Origin of the sequence: Actinotignum timonense (assembly GCF_002860685.3) — a bacterium.
Taxonomy (GTDB): domain Bacteria; phylum Actinomycetota; class Actinomycetes; order Actinomycetales; family Actinomycetaceae; genus Actinotignum; species Actinotignum timonense.
Map to the genome: position 1 here is coordinate 851,203 of NZ_CP136960.1, position 23,018 is coordinate 874,220.

The 23,018-nt window shown below is 60.5% G+C and carries 18 protein-coding genes; 14 read left to right on the forward strand and 4 right to left on the reverse strand.

The window, feature by feature from the left end; genetic code table 11:
* Positions 1–102 precede the first annotated feature (102 nt).
* From clpB to CYJ17_RS03575, 14 genes are all read left to right on the forward strand, one after another.
* A complete protein-coding gene (gene clpB / locus CYJ17_RS03510) occupies positions 103–2,730 on the forward strand; it encodes an ATP-dependent chaperone ClpB (RefSeq protein WP_101595261.1) in 2,628 nt (875 codons plus the stop codon).
* Between the two features lie 280 nt (positions 2,731–3,010).
* Positions 3,011–3,328, forward strand: coding sequence for a hypothetical protein (locus tag CYJ17_RS03515; protein WP_087069963.1), 318 nt, complete (start codon positions 3,011–3,013; stop codon positions 3,326–3,328).
* A 77-nt stretch (positions 3,329–3,405) separates the two neighbouring features.
* Positions 3,406–4,113, forward strand: coding sequence for a hypothetical protein (locus CYJ17_RS03520; RefSeq protein WP_087069962.1), 708 nt, complete (start codon positions 3,406–3,408; stop codon positions 4,111–4,113).
* 26 nt (positions 4,114–4,139) lie between these two features.
* Positions 4,140–4,886: a hypothetical protein gene (locus CYJ17_RS03525; RefSeq protein WP_234984412.1), complete on the forward strand. Its 747-nt coding sequence runs from the start codon at positions 4,140–4,142 to the stop codon at positions 4,884–4,886.
* A 10-nt stretch (positions 4,887–4,896) separates the two neighbouring features.
* Positions 4,897–5,622: a hypothetical protein gene (locus CYJ17_RS03530; RefSeq protein ID WP_087069961.1), complete on the forward strand. Its 726-nt coding sequence runs from the start codon at positions 4,897–4,899 to the stop codon at positions 5,620–5,622.
* Positions 5,623–5,631: 9 nt separating this feature from the next.
* Positions 5,632–6,357 carry a hypothetical protein gene (locus CYJ17_RS03535; RefSeq protein ID WP_087069960.1) on the forward strand — a complete coding sequence of 242 codons (726 nt, stop codon included), beginning with the start codon at positions 5,632–5,634 and terminating at the stop codon, positions 6,355–6,357.
* Between the two features lie 23 nt (positions 6,358–6,380).
* Entirely contained in the window at positions 6,381–7,106 is a 726-nt protein-coding gene (locus tag CYJ17_RS03540) for a hypothetical protein (protein WP_087069959.1), read from the forward strand.
* 49 nt (positions 7,107–7,155) lie between these two features.
* Complete coding sequence (locus tag CYJ17_RS03545; RefSeq protein WP_234984411.1) at positions 7,156–7,842, forward strand: hypothetical protein; 687 nt, start codon at positions 7,156–7,158, stop codon at positions 7,840–7,842.
* Positions 7,843–7,900: 58 nt separating this feature from the next.
* Positions 7,901–9,145, forward strand: coding sequence for a peptidoglycan-binding domain-containing protein (locus CYJ17_RS03550; RefSeq protein WP_087069957.1), 1,245 nt, complete (start codon positions 7,901–7,903; stop codon positions 9,143–9,145).
* Positions 9,145–9,792: an ABC transporter ATP-binding protein gene (locus CYJ17_RS03555; RefSeq protein ID WP_016441826.1), complete on the forward strand. Its 648-nt coding sequence runs from the start codon at positions 9,145–9,147 to the stop codon at positions 9,790–9,792. The genes CYJ17_RS03550 and CYJ17_RS03555 overlap by 1 nt, the downstream gene beginning before the upstream one ends.
* Positions 9,789–10,877, forward strand: a complete 1,089-nt coding sequence (locus tag CYJ17_RS03560) for an FtsX-like permease family protein (protein ID WP_087069956.1) — start codon at positions 9,789–9,791, stop codon at positions 10,875–10,877. Before CYJ17_RS03555 ends, CYJ17_RS03560 begins: the two co-directional genes overlap by 4 nt.
* 23 nt (positions 10,878–10,900) lie before the next feature.
* Positions 10,901–11,638, forward strand: coding sequence for an FMN-binding negative transcriptional regulator (locus tag CYJ17_RS03565; protein WP_087069955.1), 738 nt, complete (start codon positions 10,901–10,903; stop codon positions 11,636–11,638).
* 49 nt (positions 11,639–11,687) lie between these two features.
* A complete protein-coding gene (locus CYJ17_RS03570; protein WP_087071126.1) occupies positions 11,688–13,169 on the forward strand; it encodes an amidase in 1,482 nt (493 codons plus the stop codon).
* 415 nt (positions 13,170–13,584) lie between these two features.
* The gene (locus tag CYJ17_RS03575) at positions 13,585–19,527 is read left to right on the forward strand and encodes a S8 family serine peptidase (RefSeq protein WP_180948654.1); all 5,943 of its coding nucleotides are present in this window, start codon (positions 13,585–13,587) and stop codon (positions 19,525–19,527) included.
* A 75-nt stretch (positions 19,528–19,602) separates the two neighbouring features.
* On the opposite strand, the gene CYJ17_RS03580 is transcribed toward CYJ17_RS03575, so the two are convergent.
* The 4 genes from CYJ17_RS03580 to CYJ17_RS03595 form a co-directional block, all read right to left on the reverse strand.
* Positions 19,603–20,697 (reverse strand): alpha/beta fold hydrolase, encoded by a 1,095-nt coding sequence (locus CYJ17_RS03580; protein ID WP_234984410.1) that lies wholly within the window; start codon positions 20,695–20,697, stop codon positions 19,603–19,605.
* Between the two features lie 21 nt (positions 20,698–20,718).
* On the reverse strand, positions 20,719–21,183 hold the full coding sequence (locus tag CYJ17_RS03585) for a hypothetical protein (protein ID WP_087069952.1): 465 nt from the start codon (positions 21,181–21,183) through the stop codon (positions 20,719–20,721).
* A 68-nt stretch (positions 21,184–21,251) separates the two neighbouring features.
* Positions 21,252–21,956, reverse strand: coding sequence for an ABC transporter ATP-binding protein (locus CYJ17_RS03590; protein WP_087069951.1), 705 nt, complete (start codon positions 21,954–21,956; stop codon positions 21,252–21,254).
* Positions 21,937–23,013, reverse strand: coding sequence for a hypothetical protein (locus CYJ17_RS03595; RefSeq protein WP_145989735.1), 1,077 nt, complete (start codon positions 23,011–23,013; stop codon positions 21,937–21,939). The genes CYJ17_RS03590 and CYJ17_RS03595 overlap by 20 nt, the downstream gene beginning before the upstream one ends.
* Positions 23,014–23,018: the final 5 nt, after the last annotated feature.

Consider the following 23,018-nt stretch of genomic DNA (forward strand, 5'->3'; position numbering starts at 1 on the left):
CATCTTCTAACGTGAGTGGAATAGACTCAAGAAAGCTTGCGTTGCTATGAGTGGATCGGCGAAGTGGTGAACAGGTAGCCGCCGCCGATGTAAGGAGTTGTCATGGATAAACTAACAACGAAGTCGCAGGAAGCTTTGGCGCAGGCCATTCGCACGGCGACGGATGCGGGCAATCCCCAGGTGGAGCCGGTGCATCTTCTCAGCGCACTGCTCGCCCAGGAAGGTGGGATTGCTCTTGCCCTGCTCGAAGCGGTGGGGGCTAATCGGGTGGAGATCGCGGAGCGAGTATCCGGGGCGCTGGCTTCGCTGCCGCGCTCGGCGGGGGATTCGGTGCAAAATCCCGGGGCTTCGCGCCCGCTCTCGCGGGTGATTTCGGAGGCCGGCAAGGAAGCAACCAGTTTGGGCGATGCCTATATTTCTACCGAGCATCTCCTCATGGCGATTGCAGCTTCGCAGTCCCAGGCGGGGGAGATCCTCCGGAACGCGGGCGCCTCGCATGAGGCGCTGCGGGCTACCCTGCCGCGCGTGCGCACCTCGAAGGTGGATAGCGCGGATCCGGAAGGCACGTTCCAGGCCCTGGAGAAATACGGTCAGGATCTCACCGCGATGGCTCGGGAAGGGAAAATGGATCCGGTGATCGGCCGCGATAGCGAAATTCGCCGCGTGGTCCAGGTCCTTTCTCGGCGTACCAAGAATAATCCGGTGCTCATCGGGGAACCGGGTGTTGGGAAAACCGCCGTTGTGGAGGGTTTGGCGCAGCGCATGGTCAATGGCGATGTGCCGGAATCTTTGCGCGGTAAGCGGCTCATTCAATTGGATGTGGCCGCAATGGTGGCCGGTGCAAAATACCGCGGTGAATTCGAGGAACGCTTCAAGGCTGTCCTGAATGAAATCAGGGAGGCAGCGGGTGAAATCGTTACCTTTATTGATGAGATCCATACCATCGTGGGGGCCGGTGGCGGTTCCGAAGGCGCCATGGATGCCGGAAATATGCTCAAGCCGATGCTCGCGCGCGGGGAATTGCGGCTCATTGGTGCTACCACCCTGGATGAGTACCGCGAAAATATTGAGAAGGACCCGGCTTTGGAGCGCCGTTTCCAGCAGATTTTCGTGGGTGAACCCTCGGTGGAAGATACCATCACAATTTTGCGTGGCATCGCCCCGAAATACGAAGCACACCATAAAGTAACAATTACGGACGGTGCTCTTGTTGCCGCGGCGCAGCTCTCGAATCGGTATATTACCGGCCGTCAGCTTCCCGATAAGGCCATTGATCTTATTGACGAAGCGGCCTCGCGCCTGCGCATGGAATTGGATTCTTCCCCGGAGGAAATCGACGTGTTGCAGCGCCAGGTGGATCGCCTCACGATGGAGGAGTCCTATCTTTCTGAAACTCAGGACGACGACGCAGCTACCGCCGACCGCCTAGAAACCATCCGTGCGGAATTGGCGGATCGCAAAGAAGAATTAGCTGCCTTGACGGCTCGGTGGGAAAATGAGAAGGCCGGGCGCAACCGGGTGGGTGATTTGCGGGTCAAGCTTGATGAGTTGCGCACCGAGTTTGAGTTAGCGGTTCGCGAGGGCCGGTATGAGGATGCCGGGCGGCTCCAAAACGGTGATATTCCTGATGTAGAACGCCAGATTGCCGCGGCGGAAGCTGCTGAAGCGGATGGCCAGGCTCGCGATCATGAACCGATGATTGCTGAGCGGGTGGATTCTGAGGAAGTTGCTGAAGTGGTGGCGGCCTGGACGGGCGTGCCGGTGGGTAAACTCATGCAGGGCGAAACGGAGAAACTCCTCCATATGGAGGAGGAGATCGGGCATCGCCTTATTGGCCAGCAGGATGCGGTGCGGGCGGTTTCTGATGCGGTGCGCCGTTCGCGTGCCGGGGTGCAGGATCCGAACCGGCCCGATGGTTCCTTCCTCTTCCTCGGGCCTACAGGTGTGGGGAAAACGGAATTGGCGAAGTCGCTGGCGGACTTTATGTTCGACGACGAGCGCGCCATGGTGCGTATCGATATGTCGGAGTACGCCGAAAAGCACTCGGTTTCGCGGCTGGTCGGGGCACCTCCGGGATACGTGGGTTATGAGGAAGGTGGCCAGCTCACCGAAGCGGTGCGGCGGCGGCCTTACTCGGTGATTCTGCTTGACGAAGTGGAAAAGGCCCACCCGGATGTGTTCGATATTCTGCTCCAGGTTTTGGACGACGGGCGCCTCACGGACGGCCAGGGCCGTACCGTGGACTTCCGCAATACCCTCCTTATCTTGACCTCGAATTTGGGTTCTCAGGCTTTGGCTGATCCCACTATGGATGCGGCGGCCCAATATGACACGGTCATGGCTGCGGTGCGGGCGCACTTCAAGCCGGAGTTCCTGAACCGCTTGGATGACGTCATTGTTTTCCATCCGCTGAGCATGGAGGAAATTGGCAAGATCGTGGATCTGCAAATCACGCAGTTGGAGCAGCGGCTGGGTGAGCGGCGGATGCATCTGGATGTGAGCCCGGCGGCGCGCGATTACCTGACGATGGACGGATACGATCCGGCCTACGGGGCTCGCCCGCTACGCCGGCTTATCCAGCGGGAAATCGGCGACCAGCTGGCCCGCATGATCCTCGCAGGTGACGCTCATGACGGGGATACCATCCGGGTGGATACCCAGGAAAATGCCACGGCTAGTGGTGGGACTTCGGGCCGTAGCTATGCCCTGCGGCTCAGCACTGAATCCTAATAACTAAATTGCCCTATCTACGTCCGGGGTGTGCCGACGCGGCACACCCCGGACGTTCTTTTCTGTGAAGCGCGATAGCGGTGACGCCCTGAGCGAGATATTGCGACAGGTATGCCGTTAAATGCGATGCCGGTGCACTCGATGTGGTTGCCGAAATTAAGTGGTGTCAAGGTATTGACAGATCATTAACGCGTCCTTTAGCGTAGCCTTAACGGTGCTCATCCGAGCGTCGTCAGGGGTCACAAGTCCCAACCGTTCAACGATGAACAGGAGGCAGATCATGAAGACTATCCGAAAAGTAGGTGCTGCATTCGCGGCAACACTGCTATCAATCGTGGCGTTTATGCCATCAGCCAGTGCTATCCAGGTGGGTGGCTACAAGAAATGCAACTTCAACCAGGCTCATGTTGGCGTATATGCGCAACAGCAGACGTATGAATTGATGACGATTGCGGTGCGTGGGGAGACGCTTTATTCTCGGAGCGATAGATTGAGGGCCAGCGTCGTTTCGCGTTATTTCGATGGGAACTGGAGGGCCTCGGCGGAAGAACTACTTCGTGCGCCTACCCATGCTACCTGTACCCCGATTGACTGGTAGATGGTTCTGAATCCTGTAGTGGGTGGCGGGGGAGGTCCCCTCGCCACCCACTCGATTTAGCGGGGGGGGGAAGCTCAATGAAGAGATTTTTTCTTTGTTTAGTGGTTGCTGTGGTGATCCCGATTAGCGGCTGCACAGGTGAAGGCTCCGGAGGAGCCGAAAATGCTCAAACATCGGCTTCCTCCGAATGGGATCCGAAGTCTTGGAAGTCTGATATAGAGATTTCTCCTAAGTTTACAAGTGAGGAAGATAAGCTAGCTTTCCGGAAACGCTGGCTGGAGCGTAATACTCGGACGATGGGTGTGGTGGATCCACCTGATATTGCTTTAGTTGAGTGGATGGATTCTCCGCATGCGGCCGATGAAAAGCAGGCGGAATGTTTGCGGAGTAAAGGGTTTTCCGCTGAGGTTGCTCCGCAAGGGGGAATCATGTATGACCCTCCGATCCCTGAATCGCAGCAGGAGGCTTTCGGTATGGCTCTCTATGAGTGCCATTCGATGTACTTCCTTGACCCAGAGTTTCTTGCGAATTTGACAGAGGATCAGTTGCGGGTGCAGTGGGATTATTGGGATGAATACTATATCCCCTGCCTGGCGGCGCATGGCTTCACAGTTGATACTTCCGAGCGTCCGGGGCGGGAAGCTTACGCGACGACGTTTTACTCTGATGCTGAGCATCGGTGGTGGCCGGATAATAAGGGTGAGCTTTCTTTCCGAATCACGCCGGAAGTTATGAAGGTATGTCCGGAAACGCCGCCGACGACAGAGTTTTATGGGATCGATTGATCCGCTGTGGATAATGAGGTGTCGTCGTGGAGAATTTCGTGGGACGGGTAGAGCGTAGACAATGCTGCCTTGGGTATTTCGGCTGCATTCTTGTGCTGCTTCTTGCGGGATGTGCGGTTGCTGATAATTCCACTAAGACCGCGAGTTCGCATTCTACTGACGCTCTCTCGGCAGGATGGAATCCGGATTCTTGGACATCTGATATAGAGATTTCTCCTAAATTCACTACGGAGGAGGAGAAGTTAGCTTTTCGAGACCGGTGGTTACAACGCAATGCAGAATTTATGGAATTGAAAGCCCCTCCTAGTGTGTCTCTTGTTGAATGGCAAAAATCTCTGGAGCTCTTCGATAATAAAACTGCAGAATGTTTGAGGGGTAAGGGTTTTGGGGCGCACGCTGCTCCCCAGGGCGGCATCACTTATGACCCGGCAGTGCCAGCAGCGCAGCGGCAAGCATTTGATTTATCCCTGTATGAGTGTCAAGCGATGTATTTCCCTAATCCGGAATTCCTTGAGAATTTGACGGAGGATCAGTTGCGGGTGCAGTGGGATTACTGGGACGAGTATTATATTCCTTGCTTGGCGGCTCACGGCCTTACTGTTGATACTTCCGAGCGTCCCGCGCGGGAAACCTATGTTGCCGGCTTCAACACCGATCCGGAACACCGCTGGTGGCCTGATAACGGAGGATCATTACTACTTCAAATTCCTTCTGAGGTATGGAAAAAGTGCCCTAATATCCCTCCAGAATCAGAGCTTTACGGCTTGGAATGAGGCGTGAGAGATGAGAAACAGGATTCTATGTACCTTAAGTTCCTTATTTATTGCGGTGGGTGGTTGTGCAAGCGGTAATTCTGACTCGGGAAGCGCCGGCGAAACTGGAAGTGAAACAGCTGTAGCTTCACCGTCCGAATGGGATCCGAATACCTGGAAAGCGAAAATCAAGATTTCGCCGCGCTATCACACGGAGGAAGAGAAACTAGCATTCCGCGCGCAGTGGCTGAAACGTAATGCAGAATATTCTGGGATTGAAGCTCCTCCGGATGTCGCTCTTGTTGAATGGCAAAACTCTGTGGAATTGATGGATACCAAGCACGCCGAATGTTACAGAGAAAAGGGTTTTAGTGCCTATGTGCCACCTCAGGGCGGAGTCGCTTTTGACCCGGGTATTCCAGAATCGCAAGAAGAGGCGTACGACCTTGCCTGGTACGAGTGTTATGCGAAGTATTTTCCGAATCCGGAATTTCTCACCAATTGGTCAGAAGATCAATTGAGGGTGATATGGGATTACTGGGATGAGTATTACATTCCTTGTTTGGCCGCGCATGGATTCAAAGTAGATACTTCCAAGCGCCCGGTTCGGGAAACCTATGCCACGACGTTTTACAGTGATGCTGAGCATCGGTGGTGGCCAAACAATGGAGGATCTCTTGAATTCGAAATCCCTCCAGAGGTGTTAAAGGTTTGTCCGGAGATTCCTCCAGCTTCCCAGTTTTATGGCGTGGAATGAGGTACGGCCATGAAACATAAGATTGGATCTACTCTCTGGTTTGTCCTTACAGTGCTGACTGGCTGTGCTGCTGGCGGTTCTGATTCCGGAACTGCTGGCAATGCTGACAGTGAATTGGCAGCGTCCGCTGCATCTGAATGGGATCCGGATTCTTGGAAAACTGATATAGAGATTTCTCCTAAGTTTACAAGTGAGGAAGAGAAGTTAGCTTTCCGGAAACGCTGGCTGGAGCGTAATGCCGAGACGATCGGAGTTATGAACCCACCTGATATTGCTTTAGTTGAGTGGATGGATTCTCCGCGCGCGGACAATGAAAAGAATGCGGAGTGTTTGCGGAGTAAAGGGTTCTCCGCTGAGGTTCCCCCGCAGGGGGGAATTCTGTTTGATCCTCCGATCCCTGAATCGCAGCAGGAGGCTTTAGGTATGGCAGCCTATGAATGTAAATCGATGTACTTCCTTAACCCAGAGTTTCTTGCGAATTTGACAGAGGATCAGTTGCGGGTGCAGTGGGATTACTGGGATGAATACTATATCCCCTGCCTTGCGGCACATGGCTTCACAGTTGATACTTCCGAGCGTCCGGGGCGGGAAGCTTACACGACGACGTTTTACTCTGATGCTGAGCATCGGTGGTGGCCGGATAATAAGGGTGAGCTTTCTTTCCGAATCACGCCGGAAGTTATGAAGGTGTGCCCGGAAGCGCCGCCAATTACAGAGTTTTATGGGATTGACTGATCTGCTGGCGATAGGGGTGTTGCATGAAGCATAGAGTTCTACCGGTTTTTAGTTCGTTACTCATAGTGGTGGGCGGTTGCGCCGCGGGTGGTTCCGATCCTGGAAGTGCCGGTGCAACCAGTCACGGCACCGCCGCGGCTTCAGCATCCGAATGGGATCCGAATACCTGGAAAGCGAAGATTAAAATCTCGCCGCGCTATCACACGGAGGAAGAGAAACTCGCATTCCGCGCGCAGTGGCTGAAACGTGATGCGGAGTTTTTGGAAATTGAGGATCCGCCGGATGTTCCGCTCGTGGAGTGGCAAGAATCATTGGAACAGTCGAATATCAAAATGGCTGAGTGTTTGACCGGCAAGGGTTTTGGATCCCATGTCAATCCCAAAGGTGGGGTCGCTTCCAATGGGAGTATTCCAGAATCGCAAGAGGCGGCATATAACTTGGCTAGTTACGAATGCTATGCGATGTATTTCCTCAATCCAGAATTTCTTACCGACTGGTCGGAAGATCAATTGCGAGTGATATGGGATTACTGGGACGAGTACTATATTCCCTGCTTGGCGGCTCACGGGTTCACCGTCGATACTTCTGAGCGGCCTGCCCGGGAGACATACGTCGCGACATTCCACACCGATGCGGAACATCGATGGTTCCCCAGTAACGACGGATCGCTCTTATTCCAGATTCCTCTTGAGGTATGGAAAACCTGCCCGAATACTCCTCCTGCTTCCCAGTTTTACGGATTGGAATGAGGTCTAAGAAATGAGAAACAGAATTGTATGTGCCCTGAGTCTCCTACTCGTGGCGGTGGATGGTTGCGCGAGCGGGAGTTCCGATTCCGAGAGTGTTAACGAAACCGCAAGCGAAACCGCTGTTGCTCAAGCATCCGAATGGGATCCGAATACCTGGAAAGCGAAGATTAAAATCTCGCCGCGCTACACCACCGAGGAACAGAAGCTTGCTTTTCGCGAGAAGTGGTTGAAACGGCACGCGGACTACTGGGAGATTGAAGACGCGCCCGATGTTCCTTTGGTTGAATGGCGGACACCATCAGAGGAATCGGATATTAAAAGAGCCGAGTGCCTAACCAGCAAGGGGTTTGCGTCTCATGCTAATCCCAAAGGGGGCATCGGTTCTGATGGTGCCATACCGGAATCACAAGAAAAGGCGTACAACTTGGCCACTTATGAGTGCATATCGATGTATTTTACCGATCCGGAGTTTATCACTGATTTATCGGAGGATCAGCTGCGGGTGCAGTGGGACTACTGGGATGAATACTATATTCCCTGCTTGGAAGCGCATGGTTATAAGGTTGATATCTCCAAACGTCCCGCTCGGGAAACCTATGTTGCTAAGTTCCATACCGATCCGGAGCACCGCTGGTGGCCGGATAACGGCGGTTCTCTTGGATTCCGAATCCCGGTAGAGGTCTGGAAAGTCTGCCCGGAGACTCCTCCCGCCACAGAATTCTATGGCATAAAATAACCCCATGATATTTACCATTCACGTGTAACCGCGTGGCTACCACGAAAGGCGTGCTGCCATGAACAAGAAAATAACTCAGATCCTCGCAGGTGTGATAACACTCCTCCTCGTGGCGGCACTGGCATTCTGGGCGGGCCGCACCACCCTGAAACCCCCGGAGCGGATCACCCAAACGGGAGCGGAGACAATGACCGTCACCGTAACCGAGCAAAATATTGGCCGCACCCTCACACTCTCCACCACGGTAGAACGCGCGGCACAACCGGTTGCCGTGAACCAGCTCAACGGCACCATCACCTCCGTTGCCGCAGACGGAGAATTCCACGCCGGCGACACCCTCTACACCGTCGGAAATACCGAGGTAATCGCGGCAGAAGGTTCCACCCCCTTCTGGCGGCCCCTCGCCGAAGGAACCGAAGGTGAGGATGTCTCCCAATACCAGCGGCTCCTTGCCGCCCTCGGCTACTCACGCACCGTGGCAGATGGGAAATTTGGCCCCGCCACCACCGCGGCAACGAAAGCGTGGCAAAAAGCGCGCGGGCAGGAACAGAGCGGCGTCGTCGGCCTGGGAGAACTTGTGGCAGTGCCGCAACTACCAGCTGCGCTCACCCTGGACCGCAGTATTGCTTGGCCCGGAGCGACCCTGAACGGAAGTGAAAATATTATTAACTCGGTGTCCGGAACGCCCAGTTTTTATATGGAAATCACGCGCGAACAGCAGGCTATGATTCAGCCGGGAATGGGGATCCGCGTGAAGCTGGGCGAACAGCCCCTCATCGGTATTACCGGTGAGCCGGAGGAAACAGAAGGGGGCCAGGTCAAGGTCCCTGTTACCGCGGAAGACGGCGGTTTGCTGTGCGGCACTCGGTGCGGGGAATTGCCGGCGAGCCAAAAAGCCTATCTTCTTACCGATATTGAGATTGTGCCCGCGGTGACCGGGCCTACCGTGCCGATCTCCGCGCTATCCACCATGCCGGATGGGACCGTGAGCGTGAGGGTCGCGGGGGAGGCCGCGCCTCGCACCGTCACAGTTCAGACCGTGGCCGGCGGCCTGGCGGTAGTCGAGGGCGTGCGGGCCGGAGAAAGCGTGTATGCGCTGGCCGACGCGAAGAAGGCCGGCGCCCCGGGTGCGCCCGGCGGATCCGGCGCTGATACCGGCTCCCGCGAAGGCGCAGAAACCGGCCCCGGCGCAGATTCAGGCACGGGAACTAGCGAAGGCACGGACACGAGCGAAGGCGCGGAAACCGACTCCAGCGCAGATGCAGAAACCGAAGCCACCCCGAGCCCGGAAAGCACGAAGTAATGGACGCGCCCGGCATCGCCACCCGTGAGCTGCGCTTCCGTTACCGGAAAGGCGCCGAAGAACTCTTCGACGGCCTCACCCACGTTTTCGCCCCCGCCGCCATTACCGCGGTGACCGGGGCCTCGGGGCGCGGCAAATCCACCCTGCTCTACCTCCTCGGGCTCACGCTCACGCCCAGCTCCGGGCAGGTCCTTATTGACGGCGCCGCCGCCAGCGAGCTCACCGACCGGGAGCGCTCGCGCCTGCGTGCCCGCCGGATCGGCTTCGTTTTCCAAGATTCCGAACTTGACCCCACCCGGCCCGTCCTCGATTCCGTGATGGAACCCGGGCTTTACGCGGGACATTCGCTGGCAGCCACCCGCACCCGTGCCCGTGAACTCCTGGCCGGCCTGGGCCTGGAGCACCGCGCCGACCACCGGCCCGGGCAAATCTCCGGCGGGCAGGCCCAGCGCGTGGCGGTCTGCCGCGCCCTCGTCAATTCCCCCACCTTTATCCTGGCCGACGAACCAACCGGAAACCTCGACCCGGATAATGCCAACCTTGTGCTCGGCGCCCTGCGCGAAGCCGCGGAATCCGGATGCAGTGTCATTATTGCCACCCACGATCCCACGGTGGTCAATGCGGCAGATGAGGTGGTGCGACTATGAAATTCGCTGTTTTGCTACGCGAAGGCGCGAAAAATGCGCTCGGGGCCCTGGTCACCACCATCTTGGTGGCCCTGGTGCTCGGGGTGATGTGCGCGGCGTCGCTCGTGACGGTGGGCCGTCAGGCCGCCACCGAAGCCGAGCTGCACCGCCAGCTCACCGGCCCGCAAGCCCGCCAGCTCACCCTCATAGATCAAAAAAACGCCGGGCTGCTCCCCGAAGCATTCTTGGAAACCCTGCACGGCACCTCCGGGGTGGCCGGGGTAGTGGGATACCGGAGCACGGTGGACGTGGTCAATGGATCGCTCGGCCCGGCCTCCCAGCTGTTCGCCCTGGTGGAAACCGGTGGCGACATCTCCAAAATAATTACATTAACAGCCGGGCGTTATCCCGGTCCGGGAGAAGCTATCGTGCCCGAAGCCATGCTGCCGCAGCTGCGCCTGGCCTTCCCCAGTGGGTACGTGGAATCGCGCGGTGGGCGGCAGTGGGCCGTGGTCGGCTCCTTCACCCCCAGCGGCGGATTCGAGGACCTCGATAATTACCTCCTGGCCGGGGGTGGCTCGGGTGCCTACGTGCGGGTGACCGCGCTGGCCAACGACGCCGAAAATATTGCTGCGGTGACCGATGTTGCGCTCGCCGCCATTGGGGATTTCGATCCCGCCAAGCTCATTATCCGCAGCTCCGTCAGCCAGGCGAAACAGGGCGTGGCCGTGACCGGGCAGGTCGCGGGCATGGGTCGCGCCCTCCTCATTCTCATTCTCGGGGTGGGGGCGCTCTTTATCGCCGCGGTGGTCCTGGCCGACGTGCTTATCCGCCGCCGCGACCTGGGCCGGCGCCGTACCCTCGGCATTACCCGCGGCGGGCTGGTGGCCTTGGTGATCGCGCGCATTGCCTACCCGGCGGTGGGCGGCACCGCGCTGGGCATCGCCGCGGCCTGGGGTTATTGCCGGCTGAGCGGTAATCCGGTCGCCCTCGATTTCTCGGTGGCGGTGGGGGTGCTCGCGGTGCTCGTGGCGCTGCTCGCCTGCATTCCCCCGGCGATTTTTGCGGCCTACCGTGACCCGGTGGAGGTCATGCGCACGCCGTAGCCGCGCGCATTACACTGGCTGTCATGTACGTGGCGAGTCGTTTTGCGTTGGAACCGGAACGCGCGGTGGAACTAGCTGCCCAAATCGGGGTGGGAGAATTAATAACGGCCGGCCCGCGCGGCCTGGACGCCACCCTCCTTCCTTTTAATATTAAGTACGACGACGCCGGCACTCTCCACCTCCACAGCCATATGGCACGTATTAATCCCCAGGCGAGCGATAGCGGGCCCTGCCTTATGGTGGTTACCGGGCCAAATACCTATATATCACCCTCCGATATGCCACCCGGCCCGGCAGATGCGCCGCTGGCCCGGGTTCCCACCTGGAATTACCTCACCGTGCACCTGCGCGGCGAGCTCACTATCCACGAGGATCCCGCCTGGCTCATCCCCACCCTGCGAGAATTAGTAGACGCCCACGAAATTGCCCACCACGGTGGCACCTGGCGCCCCGATACCCACGCGCGGCCTGACCAGCTGCGCCGCATGCTGCGCGCCATCGTGGGCGTGGATATTAAAGTCACGGAGATTATTGGCAAGGCCAAGCTGTCCCAGAACTTATCAACGGAGGAGATTGCCGCCACCGCAGCCAGCTTGCGGCGTCGTCGTGAAAAAAATGCTGCCACGCAGATAGCCGAGCTAATGGAAAACCTGGCCATCCCCACCGCTGCGGCGCGCGAAAAAGCCGTGGAACGGGCGAAACACGGGCCCTGGGCCGCCCGCGCCGGCACGGAAACCGAAGGGAAACGCACCGAAACTTAATATGCCATCGCTCGCGGCAAACGTGCCCTATCTCACGTACACTGTGAACATGGAATTTCTTGAGGAGAACGTCGACCCCCTGGATCTTTCTGCCATGCAGCTGGCGCGGCGCATGCGCACCGGCCGTGTGGACCCCGTTGCGCATACCGAACGGGTGCTGGAACGGGCCCGCAGCCGCGGCGCCGCGGTGGGTGCATTCACACATATCGCAGAAGAATTCTCGCTGCGGCAGGCACACGCCGCCGCCGCGCAACTGAAAGAGGGCAGGGGAGGGCCGCTCACCGGGGTGCCTTTCCCCATCAAAGACCTCGACGACGTGGCCGGCCTGCCCACCGAATACGGCTCGCGGGCCATGCGCGGAAATATCGCCACCACCACCGGCGGAGTAGCCCAGTCCATCCTGGACGCCGGCACCGTGACCATCGGAAAAACCACCACCCCGGAATTCGGTTTCGTCGGCTACACCGAACCGGACGGCCTCACCCCCGCGCGCACCCCCTGGGACCTGGCCCGCAGCGCCGGCGGATCCTCCGGGGGAGCGGCCGCGGCGGTTGCGGCCGGCGTGGTCCCCATCGCGCACGGGAACGACGGCGGCGGCTCGGTCCGCATTCCCGCCGCGCACTGCGGGGTACTCGGCATCAAACCCAGCCACGGGTTGGTCTCACCCGGACCCGGATCCTCCTTCTTCTCCGATAGCGGGCTGGCCACCGCCGGGGTGCTGGCCCGGACTGCCCGCGATTTGGCGGCCGGACTCGATATTATTGCGCGGCGCCGGCCCGGGGATTGGAGCCCCTACCCGGGAGCGGGGGACTACCTGGCCACCCTGGATGCGGAATTCGGGTGCGGGCCGCAATCGCGCAGCCGCGCCCTCGCCTTGGCTGACCTGCGGGTGGGGGTGCTCACCGAACCGCTCAATGTTGATACCGAGATCCACCCCGCCTGCCTGGAGGCGGTGGCGCGGGCCGCGGAAGATTTCCGTGCTATGGGTGCGCGGGTGGAGCAGATCGCGCGGCCCTTCGGGCCGGAAGCCTGGCAATCCTTTATGCCGATCTGGCAGGCGGGCGCGGCTGCTATCCCGCTCCCGCCCGAACGCGAGGAACTCCTCACCCCGATGAGCCGGTGGCTGCGCGCTCGCGGGCGGGAAGCAACCGCGCCGCAACTCATGGCCGGCTTGCAGGGAATGTACGCCATTGCTCGGCGCATGGGGGAGGCTTTCGCGGATTATGACGTGATTGTGAGTCCGGCGCTCGGTACTCCGCCGGCCGACCCGGCCTGGGTGTGCTGCCCGGATGATCCGGCTGAAGATTTCCGGCGCCAGTGCATTGTGAGCCCGTGGACCAGCTCCTGGAATATGTTTGGACCGGCCGCGGTAGCCATCCCGATCCACCGCGCGGAAGTCGATGGCACGGAGTTACCTTTCGGGGTGCACGTGGGTGCCACCCGCTTCGGGGAAGAACAGCTGCTGCTCTCCATTGTGGCCGCCCTGGAAACCCTGGATCCCTGGCCGCTGATCCGGCAGCCGCGCCAGTAACGGGCGTGCCGTGAGCGCGCGGTGGTGAGCCGCGTGGGATACTCCGCGCGGCCCGCTCTGCGCGGCGCTGCCCGGCCCGCCTCCGCGCCCCGAATTTTAAGCGCATAAATATCAATGACCTAACGGAAGTGTTCACGTTGTGGACGCTCTGGACGGATGCGCACCATTCTTTGCGATGATAGCCCGCATCCGGTATTCCCACGCGTCACGCACTGCCGGTCTATCGCTCAAGGGTGAGAGGCTGAGCGGGAGGGGTGCATAACTTCTCCACTGGTTGGTAGATATGCGCGGCGGGGTGGGGAGGCTGCGCCGCGTGCGCCGTCGCCCTACCTCTCCCGAACCCTGGCCTCCGTGCAGGAATGACAACACCGGATTCCCCGACGGGATCCCTCCCGTCACGAAGTTAGGAGAAGGTGTGACAGGTTTTAACTGGCGCCGCCTGGGCGGATTATCCGTCACGGCTGCGCTCGCCTTAAGCGTACTCACTACTCCGGCGCTCGCTGCGGACCAGCCAGCGCCGTCGAATCCCGCCGGCGCTTTCGCCGGTCTCTTCTCTCCCGATAACCCCGAGCTGGCTGCCTTCCAGGATCTGCAGGGCTCCAATGAGCGGGTGCGGGTTATTGTGCTCCTCAAGGACCAGTCTCGCCTGGGCAGCGATACCGGTGAGGCGCAGAGCCTGGCCACGCAGGAAGACCTGGTGGCACAGTGGTCGGAGAAGTACGGTCTGCAGCTTGAGCGCCAGTTCGGCTACCTCGTCAATGGTTTCGCCGCGACGATGCCGGCGGATAAGATGGCGGCTCTGGAAGCGGAAGCCGCGGTGGCCTCGGTCAAGCGTGAGCGCGTCTACCAAACAACAGACGTGGCCGCGACCGAACGCGCTGCCGATATTTCCCGCGCCGTCGCCCAAAGCGCGCTCGCCCAGAACGCGGGTACCACGCAGGCGCTCGCCCAAGGTGCCCTCGCAACGCAGCCGCAGGAAAATGTGCCCCTCGAAGATGCCTCGCGCGATATGCAGGGCGCGCCCGCGGCCCTGGCTGATGCCGGCGCGGACGGCACCGGCATGGTTATTGCGATTGTGGACACGGGTATCGACCCGACTCACCGCGATATGCGCATCGACAATTGCGATACCGCGAAGATTAAGAATATTAACACCGCTGCGAATCCCGCCTTCACGTGCAAGGTTCCCAACGGCTACAACTACGCCGATGATAATTTCGAGATCGTCGATACCACCTCGTCCATGCACGGCATGCACGTGGCGGGTATTGCCGCGGCAAACGGCCTGGATGAAGGCCAGACCTTCGCAACCACCGGCCGGGTGGAAGGCATGGCCCCCAATGCCCAGCTGCTGGCAATGAAGGTCTTTTCCAATGACCCGGCGCGTTCGCGCGGCGCGGCCGACGGCGATATTATTGCCGCCATTGAAGATTCCGTGAAGCTGGGCGCCGACGTTATTAACCTCTCGCTGGGCTCCGATAACGGCTTCGGATACTCCAACGGTGCGGGCCTGGCCATCGAAGAAGCGCGCGCCAAGGGTGTGCTCCCGGTGATTTCCGCCGGTAACTCCGGGCTCAATTTCTCGCCGAGCGGCGGGGAAGACGATATGTTCGGTAAATGGGACGACGGCGTTATTGGCTCGCCCTCGGCTCACGATGCCACGCTTTCGGTTGCCTCGATTGATAATAATTTTGAAACCCGCTCGGTCGCCCGCGTGACCGTGGGGGACAAGTCCGAGGATATTTTCTACGAACTTGCCACCGGTAAGCCGGATAATGAGCCCCGCGAAGCGGTAGCCGCCGGTACCGGCAAGCCCGAAGAATTCCCGGAAAATACCGCCGGTAAATACGCTCTTATTGAGCGCGGCGGCATCACCTTCGGGGAAAAGTTCGGCAACGCACAAAAAGCCGGTGCGGCCGGTGTAATTATCTACAACCACGAAGCCGGCGGGGATTCCATGATCTCCATGGGCGGTATTGACGAATACACCTTCCCCGGTGGCGTGATGTTCCGCTCCGATGCGCTGCGCCTCGTGAAAGCAATCGAAGCTAAGACCCCGGTCACCATCGCCCTCACGGATGAAGCCCGGACCACGCCCTCGGCCACGGCCGGCGCGCCCTCCAACTTCACCTCCTGGGGCCCGACCTCCAACCTGGACTTCAAGCCGAATATTTCGGGTGTGGGCGGTAACGTCTACTCCACCCTGAATTCCAATACCTACGGCTCGATGTCCGGTACCTCCATGGCCGCTCCGAACGTGGCCGGCTCCATGGCCAGCGTGCTTCAGGTGCTCGGTGAGCGCTTCCCGGATATGTCCCGGGCGGATCGCCTCAGCCTTGCGGAAACGCTGCTTATGAACACCGCGGAAATTCCGCGGCACGACGGCGTTCCTTACGCCCCGCGCCAGATCGGCGCCGGTTTGGTGCGCGTGGATCACGCCCTGGCTTCCCAGGTGCACGCCCGCGTGGACGGTGCCAATTCGGTGGCCCTGGGCCAGGTGAACGGGCCGGTGTCCTTCACCGTGACCCTCACCAACCACGGCGATAAGGAAGCGGCCTACGCGATTCCGCGCCAGGAAGTGGTTAACGAAACGAATAACGCGAACGACACCACCTCCACCTTCATTTCCAAGGAAACGCTGACGGCGGACCGCAAGGTCCTCACCGTGGCACCCGGGGAAACCACCCAGGTTACCTTCACGCTCACCCCGAGCAAGGGCAACCACTTCGTGGAAGGCTGGGCGGTCCTCGAAGGCGTGCAAGAAACCCCGGATATTAAGGTGCCCTACCTGGGCTTCGCCGGGGACTGGAACGCCGAACCCATTTTCGTGGCTCCGGGCCAGACCTGGGGTGAGGGAAATACCTCCACCTCCCAGCTGACCACCACGATCTTCGGGATGACCCTGCCCATGAAGAACAATATCTTCGGGGAATTCTGGCTCTCGCCCAATAAGGACAATAACGTTGATGCGGTTGTCCCGAATCTCACGCAGCTGCGTAACGCGGAAGAAGCCCAGTTCGAAATCTACGATGCGGCCGGCAAGCTCGTGACGCGCGTGGGTGAGGAACAGGAACTTTCCCGCCAGATCGCCGGTACTGCCCTGGGCACGAAGAATATTGCGCAGGCCTATCGCACCCATGCTTTCGATGGCACGGTGTGGGATGCGTCCAGCGCGAGCTTTAAGGCAATTCCGGACGGGCGTTACACCTACCGCGTCAAGGCGCGCCTGGGTGATCGCTTCGACTGGCAGACCCTCGATATGCCCTTCGGCGTGGATACCGTGGCTCCCGAAGTTTCCGTGGGTGAACCCTTCGAGCGTGACGGCCAGAAGATCCTGCCCTTCACCGTGACCGAAACCGGCTCGGGGATTTTCTCCTCGCCGATGGTGGAAACGGATAAGGGCACCCAGATCAAGCCGGTCACCAAGAATTCCGATTCTTCCTTCGAAGTGGTGCTTCCCGAAGGCGTTTCCTACGTGATTGTTACCGTGGCCGACCAGGGCATGAATAACACCATGGTCACCAAGGTGCTGGGCGCGAACGCCATCGAGATCCCGAGCCTGAACACCTATAACACCCAGGTCTTCACCCCGAATCACCGCCTCGTCAAGGACGGCAAGCTGACCGTCTTCGGTCTGGCTTCCGATGCGGTGGCCCGCGTCACCGTGGCCGGCACCGATGCGGAGCTCGGTGGCGGATTCTTCGCCGCCCTGGTCCCGCTCACCGCGGGTACCCAGGAGATCCCCGTGGTTGCCTACGGTGATAACGGCCGCGAAATCACCCGCACGATGCTGACCGTCACTTACGATACGGTGGCCCCGAGCGTGGCGATTACCTCCCTCAATGCCGGCGGTAAGCAGCCGGTGGCCGAGGATGGTTCGGTCACGATCACCGGTAATGTGCGCGATGAGCGCCCCGGTGCCACCCTCACCGTCAAGGTGAATGGCACGGATGTCACGGTGGATGCCACCGGCGGATTCACCACGACCTTCACCCCGGAAGCTGACGCCGTCAGCGCCACCGTGGTGGCCTCCGATGGTGGGAATACCACCACCGAAACGGTCACCTACGAAGGCCGGGAGGTCGTGGCGGAAGATACGTCGTCGTACCAAGCACCCACCTTCACGAATGTGCAGTGCTTCGGCACCACGTGCCTACCGGATATGTCTACCGCGGAAACCACGGCGGACGGCAAGCTGGTGCTGCGCGGTAAGGCGCAGGGCGTGTCCGCCTTTGTGCTCCAGCCGCGCGTGACCGTGAACGAGGCCGGCGCCTACGTGGTTCCGGACCCGATTAACGTGAGCGTGCAGGCCGATGGCACCTTCGAAACCGCGGTGCCGGTGACCACCGGTATTAACGCCTTCCACATGAAGGTGACCGATACCGAGGGTAAGGTCCGCATGGATAGCATCCTGCGCGTGTTCTGGGATACCGGGTACCCCAAGGTGTCCTTCACGGAACCGACCCTGTACAACGGCGTGCTCTACGCGAATTCGGATGAGGTCACCTTCGCGGGTACCGCTTCCGATGATGCCTGGGGCTACGAACTCAAGATCAACGGCTCGGTGGTGCGCAGCATTATCGACCACACCGTGGGCGGCACCAAGACCAATACCCGCAGCTTCAACCAGGCATTCCCCGTTGCGGATGGCGATACGGTCCTTGTGCAATTCGGTGACAGCATGGGCAATACCCTGCTCAACACCATCCCCGTGGTGGTGGATAAGGAAGGCCCGGCGGTGAGCATCAACGGCACGGACGGCGCGGTTATTCGCGACGGCGCTGCCATTGCCACCAGCGTGACCGACCCCAACCTCAAGGCCGCGCGCGTTCTCCTCAACGGGAACGTGCTCAGCGAGCAGAGCACCGATGCGGGTCTGCTCGGCCAGACCGTTGAGGACAGTCTCGTGGACGTCAAGACCTACTTCGGTGGCGGAAACGATGCCGGTGCGAACGGTGCGGATGCCGCGAAGGCCGTCAAGACCGATGCGAACGGCGTGGCGGATAAGGACGACGCCGCCCGCGTGGTTGCGGGCGTGAAGGATGCGGCTGGACTTATGGCTGAGGCCGATGCTCCGGTTGCCGACGACGCAGCAGCTGGCGATACCGCCGGTGATGCCGCGACCGCTCTCAACTACACCGTGGAAACCGCGGAGCTGGCGGCCGGTACCTACACCCTCACGGTGGAAGGTACCGACCTGGCCGGTAACTCCACCGCGCAGTCCATCTCCTTCACGAAGGACAGCCTGCCCGTGATCGAGGGCCCGGACACCGTGGAACTCACGGCGCCCGCCGGCGCTCTTGACCGGCAGGCCCTGGCCGCCGAGGTACTCGCCAAGTACACGGTGAAGGACGACGGTGCAGCTGGGGCCGCGGGCGATACCGCTCTCACCCTGGCACCGGGCACGGTGCTCAACCCGGGCGAGAATACGGTGACCCTCATTGCCACCGATGCTGCCGGGGCTGCCGTGACCAAGACCGTCACGGTTACGGTGACTCAGGAGAGTGCTCCGGCGCCGTCTCCCACTCCGGGTGAGCCGGGCACGCCGGGTACTCCGGATCCGACGCCGGGCCAGCCGGTGCCGAACCCGACTCCTGCGCCGAACCCGACGCCGGGTACGCCTGGTACGCCGGGTACTCCGGCGCCCGAACCGGGCACGCCGGGCAAGCCGGGTGATACCGGAAACGTGTTCTACCTGTCCAACGATTGGGTCTCCACGGTTGCTCAGCAGGTCTTCTCCTACGGGCGAGCCGCAGATCAGGTCCTCATCGGTGACTGGGATGGTGACGGCAAGGAAACCTTGGCAGTGCGCCGCGGTAACCAGATCTTCATTCAGAACAGCCTCACCGGAGGCGTGGCTGATGAAGTGATTTCCTTCGGACGTGCCGATGACACCATCGTGGTTGGTGACTGGGATGGAGACGGTAAAGACACCTTCGCGGTACGCCGCGGCAACCAGGTATTCGTCCTCAACTCGATCCGCTCGGGGGATGCCGACCAGGTATTCAGCTTCGGGCGCGAGGCCGACGTGCTGCTCGCCGGTGATTTCGACGGGGATGGCAAGGATACCTTCGCGGTGCAGCGTGGGAATGTGTTCTTCGTGAATAACACTCTCACGGGCGGCAAGGCGGAAACGTCCTTCTCCTACGGGCGAGCCGGTGACCAGATCTTTGTTGGTGACTGGGATGGCGATGGTAAGGATACCTTCGCTGTTCGCCGTGGTAACCAGGTGTTTGTGGCGAACTCGCTCAAGAGCGGGAACGCTGATATCACCCTCTACTATGGCCGGTCTGGTGACCAGATGCTGGTTGGTGACTGGGACGGGGATGGTGTTGATACCCCCATCGTCCGCCGCTAACAACTAGCAGCACCTAGTGCAAGAGAAAGGGGAGGCCCCGGAATTCCCGGAGCCTCCCCTTTTCTTATGCTGCCTTTAGCGCGCCCGCTGCGCCCGCCGCACCTGCCGCTGGCAAAACTCCCGAATCTCCGCGAATCCGGCTTCGCGTACCGGCGCGCGGGAGAGCAGCACGTCATGCACGGCATGATCCAATTTCAGGATATGCACATCGCTGGCAATTTCCGCGGCCCGGGCCCACATCTGCTCGACGTCCAAAACAGTATCGGCCCCGCGCAGCTCCTCGCTCCACGCCGTGGCCACGATGCTGCGCGCCGCGGTGAGCATGAGCACCGGCAGCCGCAGCCGCACATTCCGCGCCACGTAGCGCTGCGCCCGGATAACCGCGTGCAGCCAGCCGCCGCGAATCGGCGCCGGATCCGGGCGCATATCCCAGGCCGGAGTCCACCCGGTGGTCCAAAACGGATCGCTGGTGCCTTCCGGTGCTCCGGGCACCCGCGTCATTCCTTCCGGACGCCACGCGTCGAGCACCATCCCGTAAAAGCCGGGGTCGTGTACGGGCAGCGGTTTTTTCGGTGCGGTACGCGCCGCCAGCTCCGCCACAGGTACGACGACGGCGCTCCCGGCCGCGCCCACCTGCAAATCCAACCACGGTGAATTAAGCACCAGGCCAGCTAGATCTTTCCCGCGGCGTGAGCCGGCGTAGAGGGTGGCGGTGAGGCCGCCGGTGGAATGCCCGTACAGGATGGTGGGGAGCTGGGCTGCGGCGGGGCCGAAGCGCGCGGGGAGGTCGGTTCGCATGGCGGCCAGGGCCGCATCAATATCGGCAAAATACACCCGCATGCTGTCCGTGTAGCCGTAGCTTTGCCGCTGCGGATCCCAGGAGCGGCCATATTTACGCAGGTCGATTGCGTAGAAAGCCCCGCCGGCAGCTGTGACCGCTTCGGCAAGGGCCCACTGGTAGAACATGTCATTCCAGCCGTGAATGGCGAGGAAAGCGAAGCTCGGGGTAGGCGCGCCCGCAGGTGGCAGTGCGCGGATAAGGGTGGCGATGACGGCGCCTTCGTCGTCGTCGGGAAGAGGAAGGGTGAGGCGTTCGTAACCGGCGCCGAGGAGGTCGGGTTCCCACGCGAGCGCGGGGTGGTGGGGTGCGGCGGCTCGAGTCACGTTCATCCTTTCGGCTTTTCCTCGATTTTACCGCCCGCGTGGTGTTCTTCGGGTCTTTCGGGTTTTCCGCAAGGTCAGGATCGCGGTCACCAGTGTGACCAGGAGGAATGGGGCCAGGGCAATAGCTGTTTCCGGGATCGTATTGACGCTGCGGTAGAACACCGGGAAATCGGTATAGCCGCGCAGCGTATCCATCCATTCCGGCCCCCACCGGAAAATCACGAAGCCTACGATTGCGAGAACCATGCATCCGATTGCGCCGAGTGCTTTCTTTGCCGTGGATGTTTGTGGCATCGTTGCCCACAGCGCCGAGGCGAGCAGCGGAAGCAGGAGGAATCCTCCGAAGAAAACCAGGGCGATCAGATCGGACCGCGTTGAAGGGTATTCATCGGCAACCTTGGGCCAGTAAAGCTGGGAGGCGTAGAGAATCGTCCCGATAACAATCGCGATTCCGATGAGGATAATAATCGCAAGAACACGGTTGAGTTTCATGATTCTTCGCAATCTCGAGGAAAGTGATGAGAGCCCCGGTGTTCTCAGGGACAACCTATCACGCCCAATTACCCCGCGGCAGCGGTAGCACGTGCCGCTTCCGGTTGGGCGCCCTCTAGCTGGGCGTTCGGCGGGAGGATCGGCTGGAGGACGAGGGTGCGGTCGGTGCGGGCGGCGATGCTTGGGTCGTGGGTGACGAGCAGCAGGGCGCAATCGCGTTCGCGCACGGTATCGAGGATGAGGCTGAGGACTTCATCGCGCAGCTCGGTATCCAGCGCTCCGGTCGGTTCATCAGCCACCAGCAGGCGCGGGTGATTAATGAGCGCCCGGGCCAGCGCTACCCGCTGGCGTTCCCCGCCGGAGAGGTTTTCAGCCATCGTTTGGGGGAGGACACCTAGGGTGCCGAGGAGCTCGCTGGCCTCTGTGGCGACGTCGCCATCATGACGGTTCCACAGCAGGCGCGGAAGCATCACGTTATCGAGGGCGGTGTATCCGGCTATGAGTTCGCCGTGCTGGAAAACGGTGCCGATGGTTGTGGAACGCAGGCGCGCGAGGCGGTTGAAGGGGAGGTGGTGAATATTGGTGTCGTTCACCTCGATGGTGCCGGAGATGGGTTTATGCATTCCCAGAATCGTGGTGAGGAGGGTTGTTTTCCCCACGCCGGAGCGGCCCATGACGGTGAGGGTGTCCCCGCCGTTGAGGGTGAACGTGATGGGGCTGAACAGCGGGTGGGTGTAGCCGCAGACGAGGTTGTCACAGTGCAGAATACTCATGGTGATCCTTTCCCGGGCGCCACGCGCGGGCCCGTGCGGTTAGCCGGCGATACACAAGAATGGATTGCGCGGCGATGAAACAGCCGTAGATCGCGGCGATGGTGAGGATGAACTCCCAGGGGATAAATCCGGTTCCGGGCAGTAAGAATTGGCGTGCCAGGAAGGTGCCGACCGCGAGGGCGGCGATACCGGTCACGATATTGGTGGCGAGGGTGCGCCGGGCGAGGATGCGGGCAACCGTGCGGGTTTGCCCGGTGAGTGCCGTGATAGCGGCGGCGTCGCGTGCCTGGGCTTCGGCTTCCCGGGAGAAATTCAGCCACACCACCAGCAGCCCGCAGATGAAAGCGAAGGTGGTAAAGAGGCTGAGCCAGGTGGAATGCTGGCGGTAGATTTGTGCCAGTCCGCGGCTATCTTCACCTAGCGGTGCGGATAGCGCGGGGATCGGGCTGCCCAGGTCCAAGCTGTGGATTTGGCTGAGGAGCTTTTCTCCAGAATCTGGGCCATCTGATTCGATGAGGGTGACGAGCCCGCCGCGGTTTAGGTTTTCGGGGAGATCTTTCTTCGGTGCGCCATATAACGGGGCAAGGTAATCGGAGAGCACCAGCTCTAGATTTTCTGGAGCAACCTGCCCGGCTTCTAGCGGGACCACTCCGATTCCGTTGCCGGCGGCGATAATGGCGGCATCCGGACGGGCCGCGTGAATCTGAGCAGCGGCATTTTCGAGGCAGCCCGGAGTATTGGGGCGGCACACAAGGGAAGAATAAACTGCACTGAGGTTCTCAGGAAGTGGCGGCATCTCCTTATCGGTATCCGCGACCGCGTTGAAGCAAGCGATTAGCAGGGTTCCGATAATGAGGAAACAGCCCGCGAGGGTGCCGGAGCGGGAAGCTACCTCGGGATGGCGCATAACCCAGCGGGTGGTGAGATCAGTGAGGTGATCCCGGCGGGATCTGGTGGCGAGGCTTGCCGCGGCACGGGTAAGCAGCGTGAAGGTTGCCGGCAGGCCGAGCAGGACCAGAATAATACCTATAGGAATGGCGGCAGAAGCAATGTCCAAGGGAA

What these genes read in the sequence shown, in the direction of transcription:
- clpB (WP_101595261.1), top strand. Translation starts at nt 103, where the DNA reads ATGGATAAACTAACAACGAAGTCGCAGGAAGCTTTGGCGCAGGCCATT.
- CYJ17_RS03515 (WP_087069963.1), top strand. Translation starts at nt 3,011, where the DNA reads ATGAAGACTATCCGAAAAGTAGGTGCTGCATTCGCGGCAACACTGCTA.
- CYJ17_RS03520 (WP_087069962.1), top strand. Translation starts at nt 3,406, where the DNA reads ATGAAGAGATTTTTTCTTTGTTTAGTGGTTGCTGTGGTGATCCCGATT.
- CYJ17_RS03530 (WP_087069961.1), top strand. Translation starts at nt 4,897, where the DNA reads ATGAGAAACAGGATTCTATGTACCTTAAGTTCCTTATTTATTGCGGTG.
- CYJ17_RS03535 (WP_087069960.1), top strand. Translation starts at nt 5,632, where the DNA reads ATGAAACATAAGATTGGATCTACTCTCTGGTTTGTCCTTACAGTGCTG.
- CYJ17_RS03540 (WP_087069959.1), top strand. Translation starts at nt 6,381, where the DNA reads ATGAAGCATAGAGTTCTACCGGTTTTTAGTTCGTTACTCATAGTGGTG.
- CYJ17_RS03550 (WP_087069957.1), top strand. Translation starts at nt 7,901, where the DNA reads ATGAACAAGAAAATAACTCAGATCCTCGCAGGTGTGATAACACTCCTC.
- CYJ17_RS03555 (WP_016441826.1), top strand. Translation starts at nt 9,145, where the DNA reads ATGGACGCGCCCGGCATCGCCACCCGTGAGCTGCGCTTCCGTTACCGG.
- CYJ17_RS03560 (WP_087069956.1), top strand. Translation starts at nt 9,789, where the DNA reads ATGAAATTCGCTGTTTTGCTACGCGAAGGCGCGAAAAATGCGCTCGGG.
- CYJ17_RS03565 (WP_087069955.1), top strand. Translation starts at nt 10,901, where the DNA reads ATGTACGTGGCGAGTCGTTTTGCGTTGGAACCGGAACGCGCGGTGGAA.
- CYJ17_RS03570 (WP_087071126.1), top strand. Translation starts at nt 11,688, where the DNA reads ATGGAATTTCTTGAGGAGAACGTCGACCCCCTGGATCTTTCTGCCATG.
- CYJ17_RS03580 (WP_234984410.1), bottom strand. Translation starts at nt 20,697, where the DNA reads ATGAACGTGACTCGAGCCGCCGCACCCCACCACCCCGCGCTCGCGTGG.
- CYJ17_RS03585 (WP_087069952.1), bottom strand. Translation starts at nt 21,183, where the DNA reads ATGAAACTCAACCGTGTTCTTGCGATTATTATCCTCATCGGAATCGCG.
- CYJ17_RS03590 (WP_087069951.1), bottom strand. Translation starts at nt 21,956, where the DNA reads ATGAGTATTCTGCACTGTGACAACCTCGTCTGCGGCTACACCCACCCG.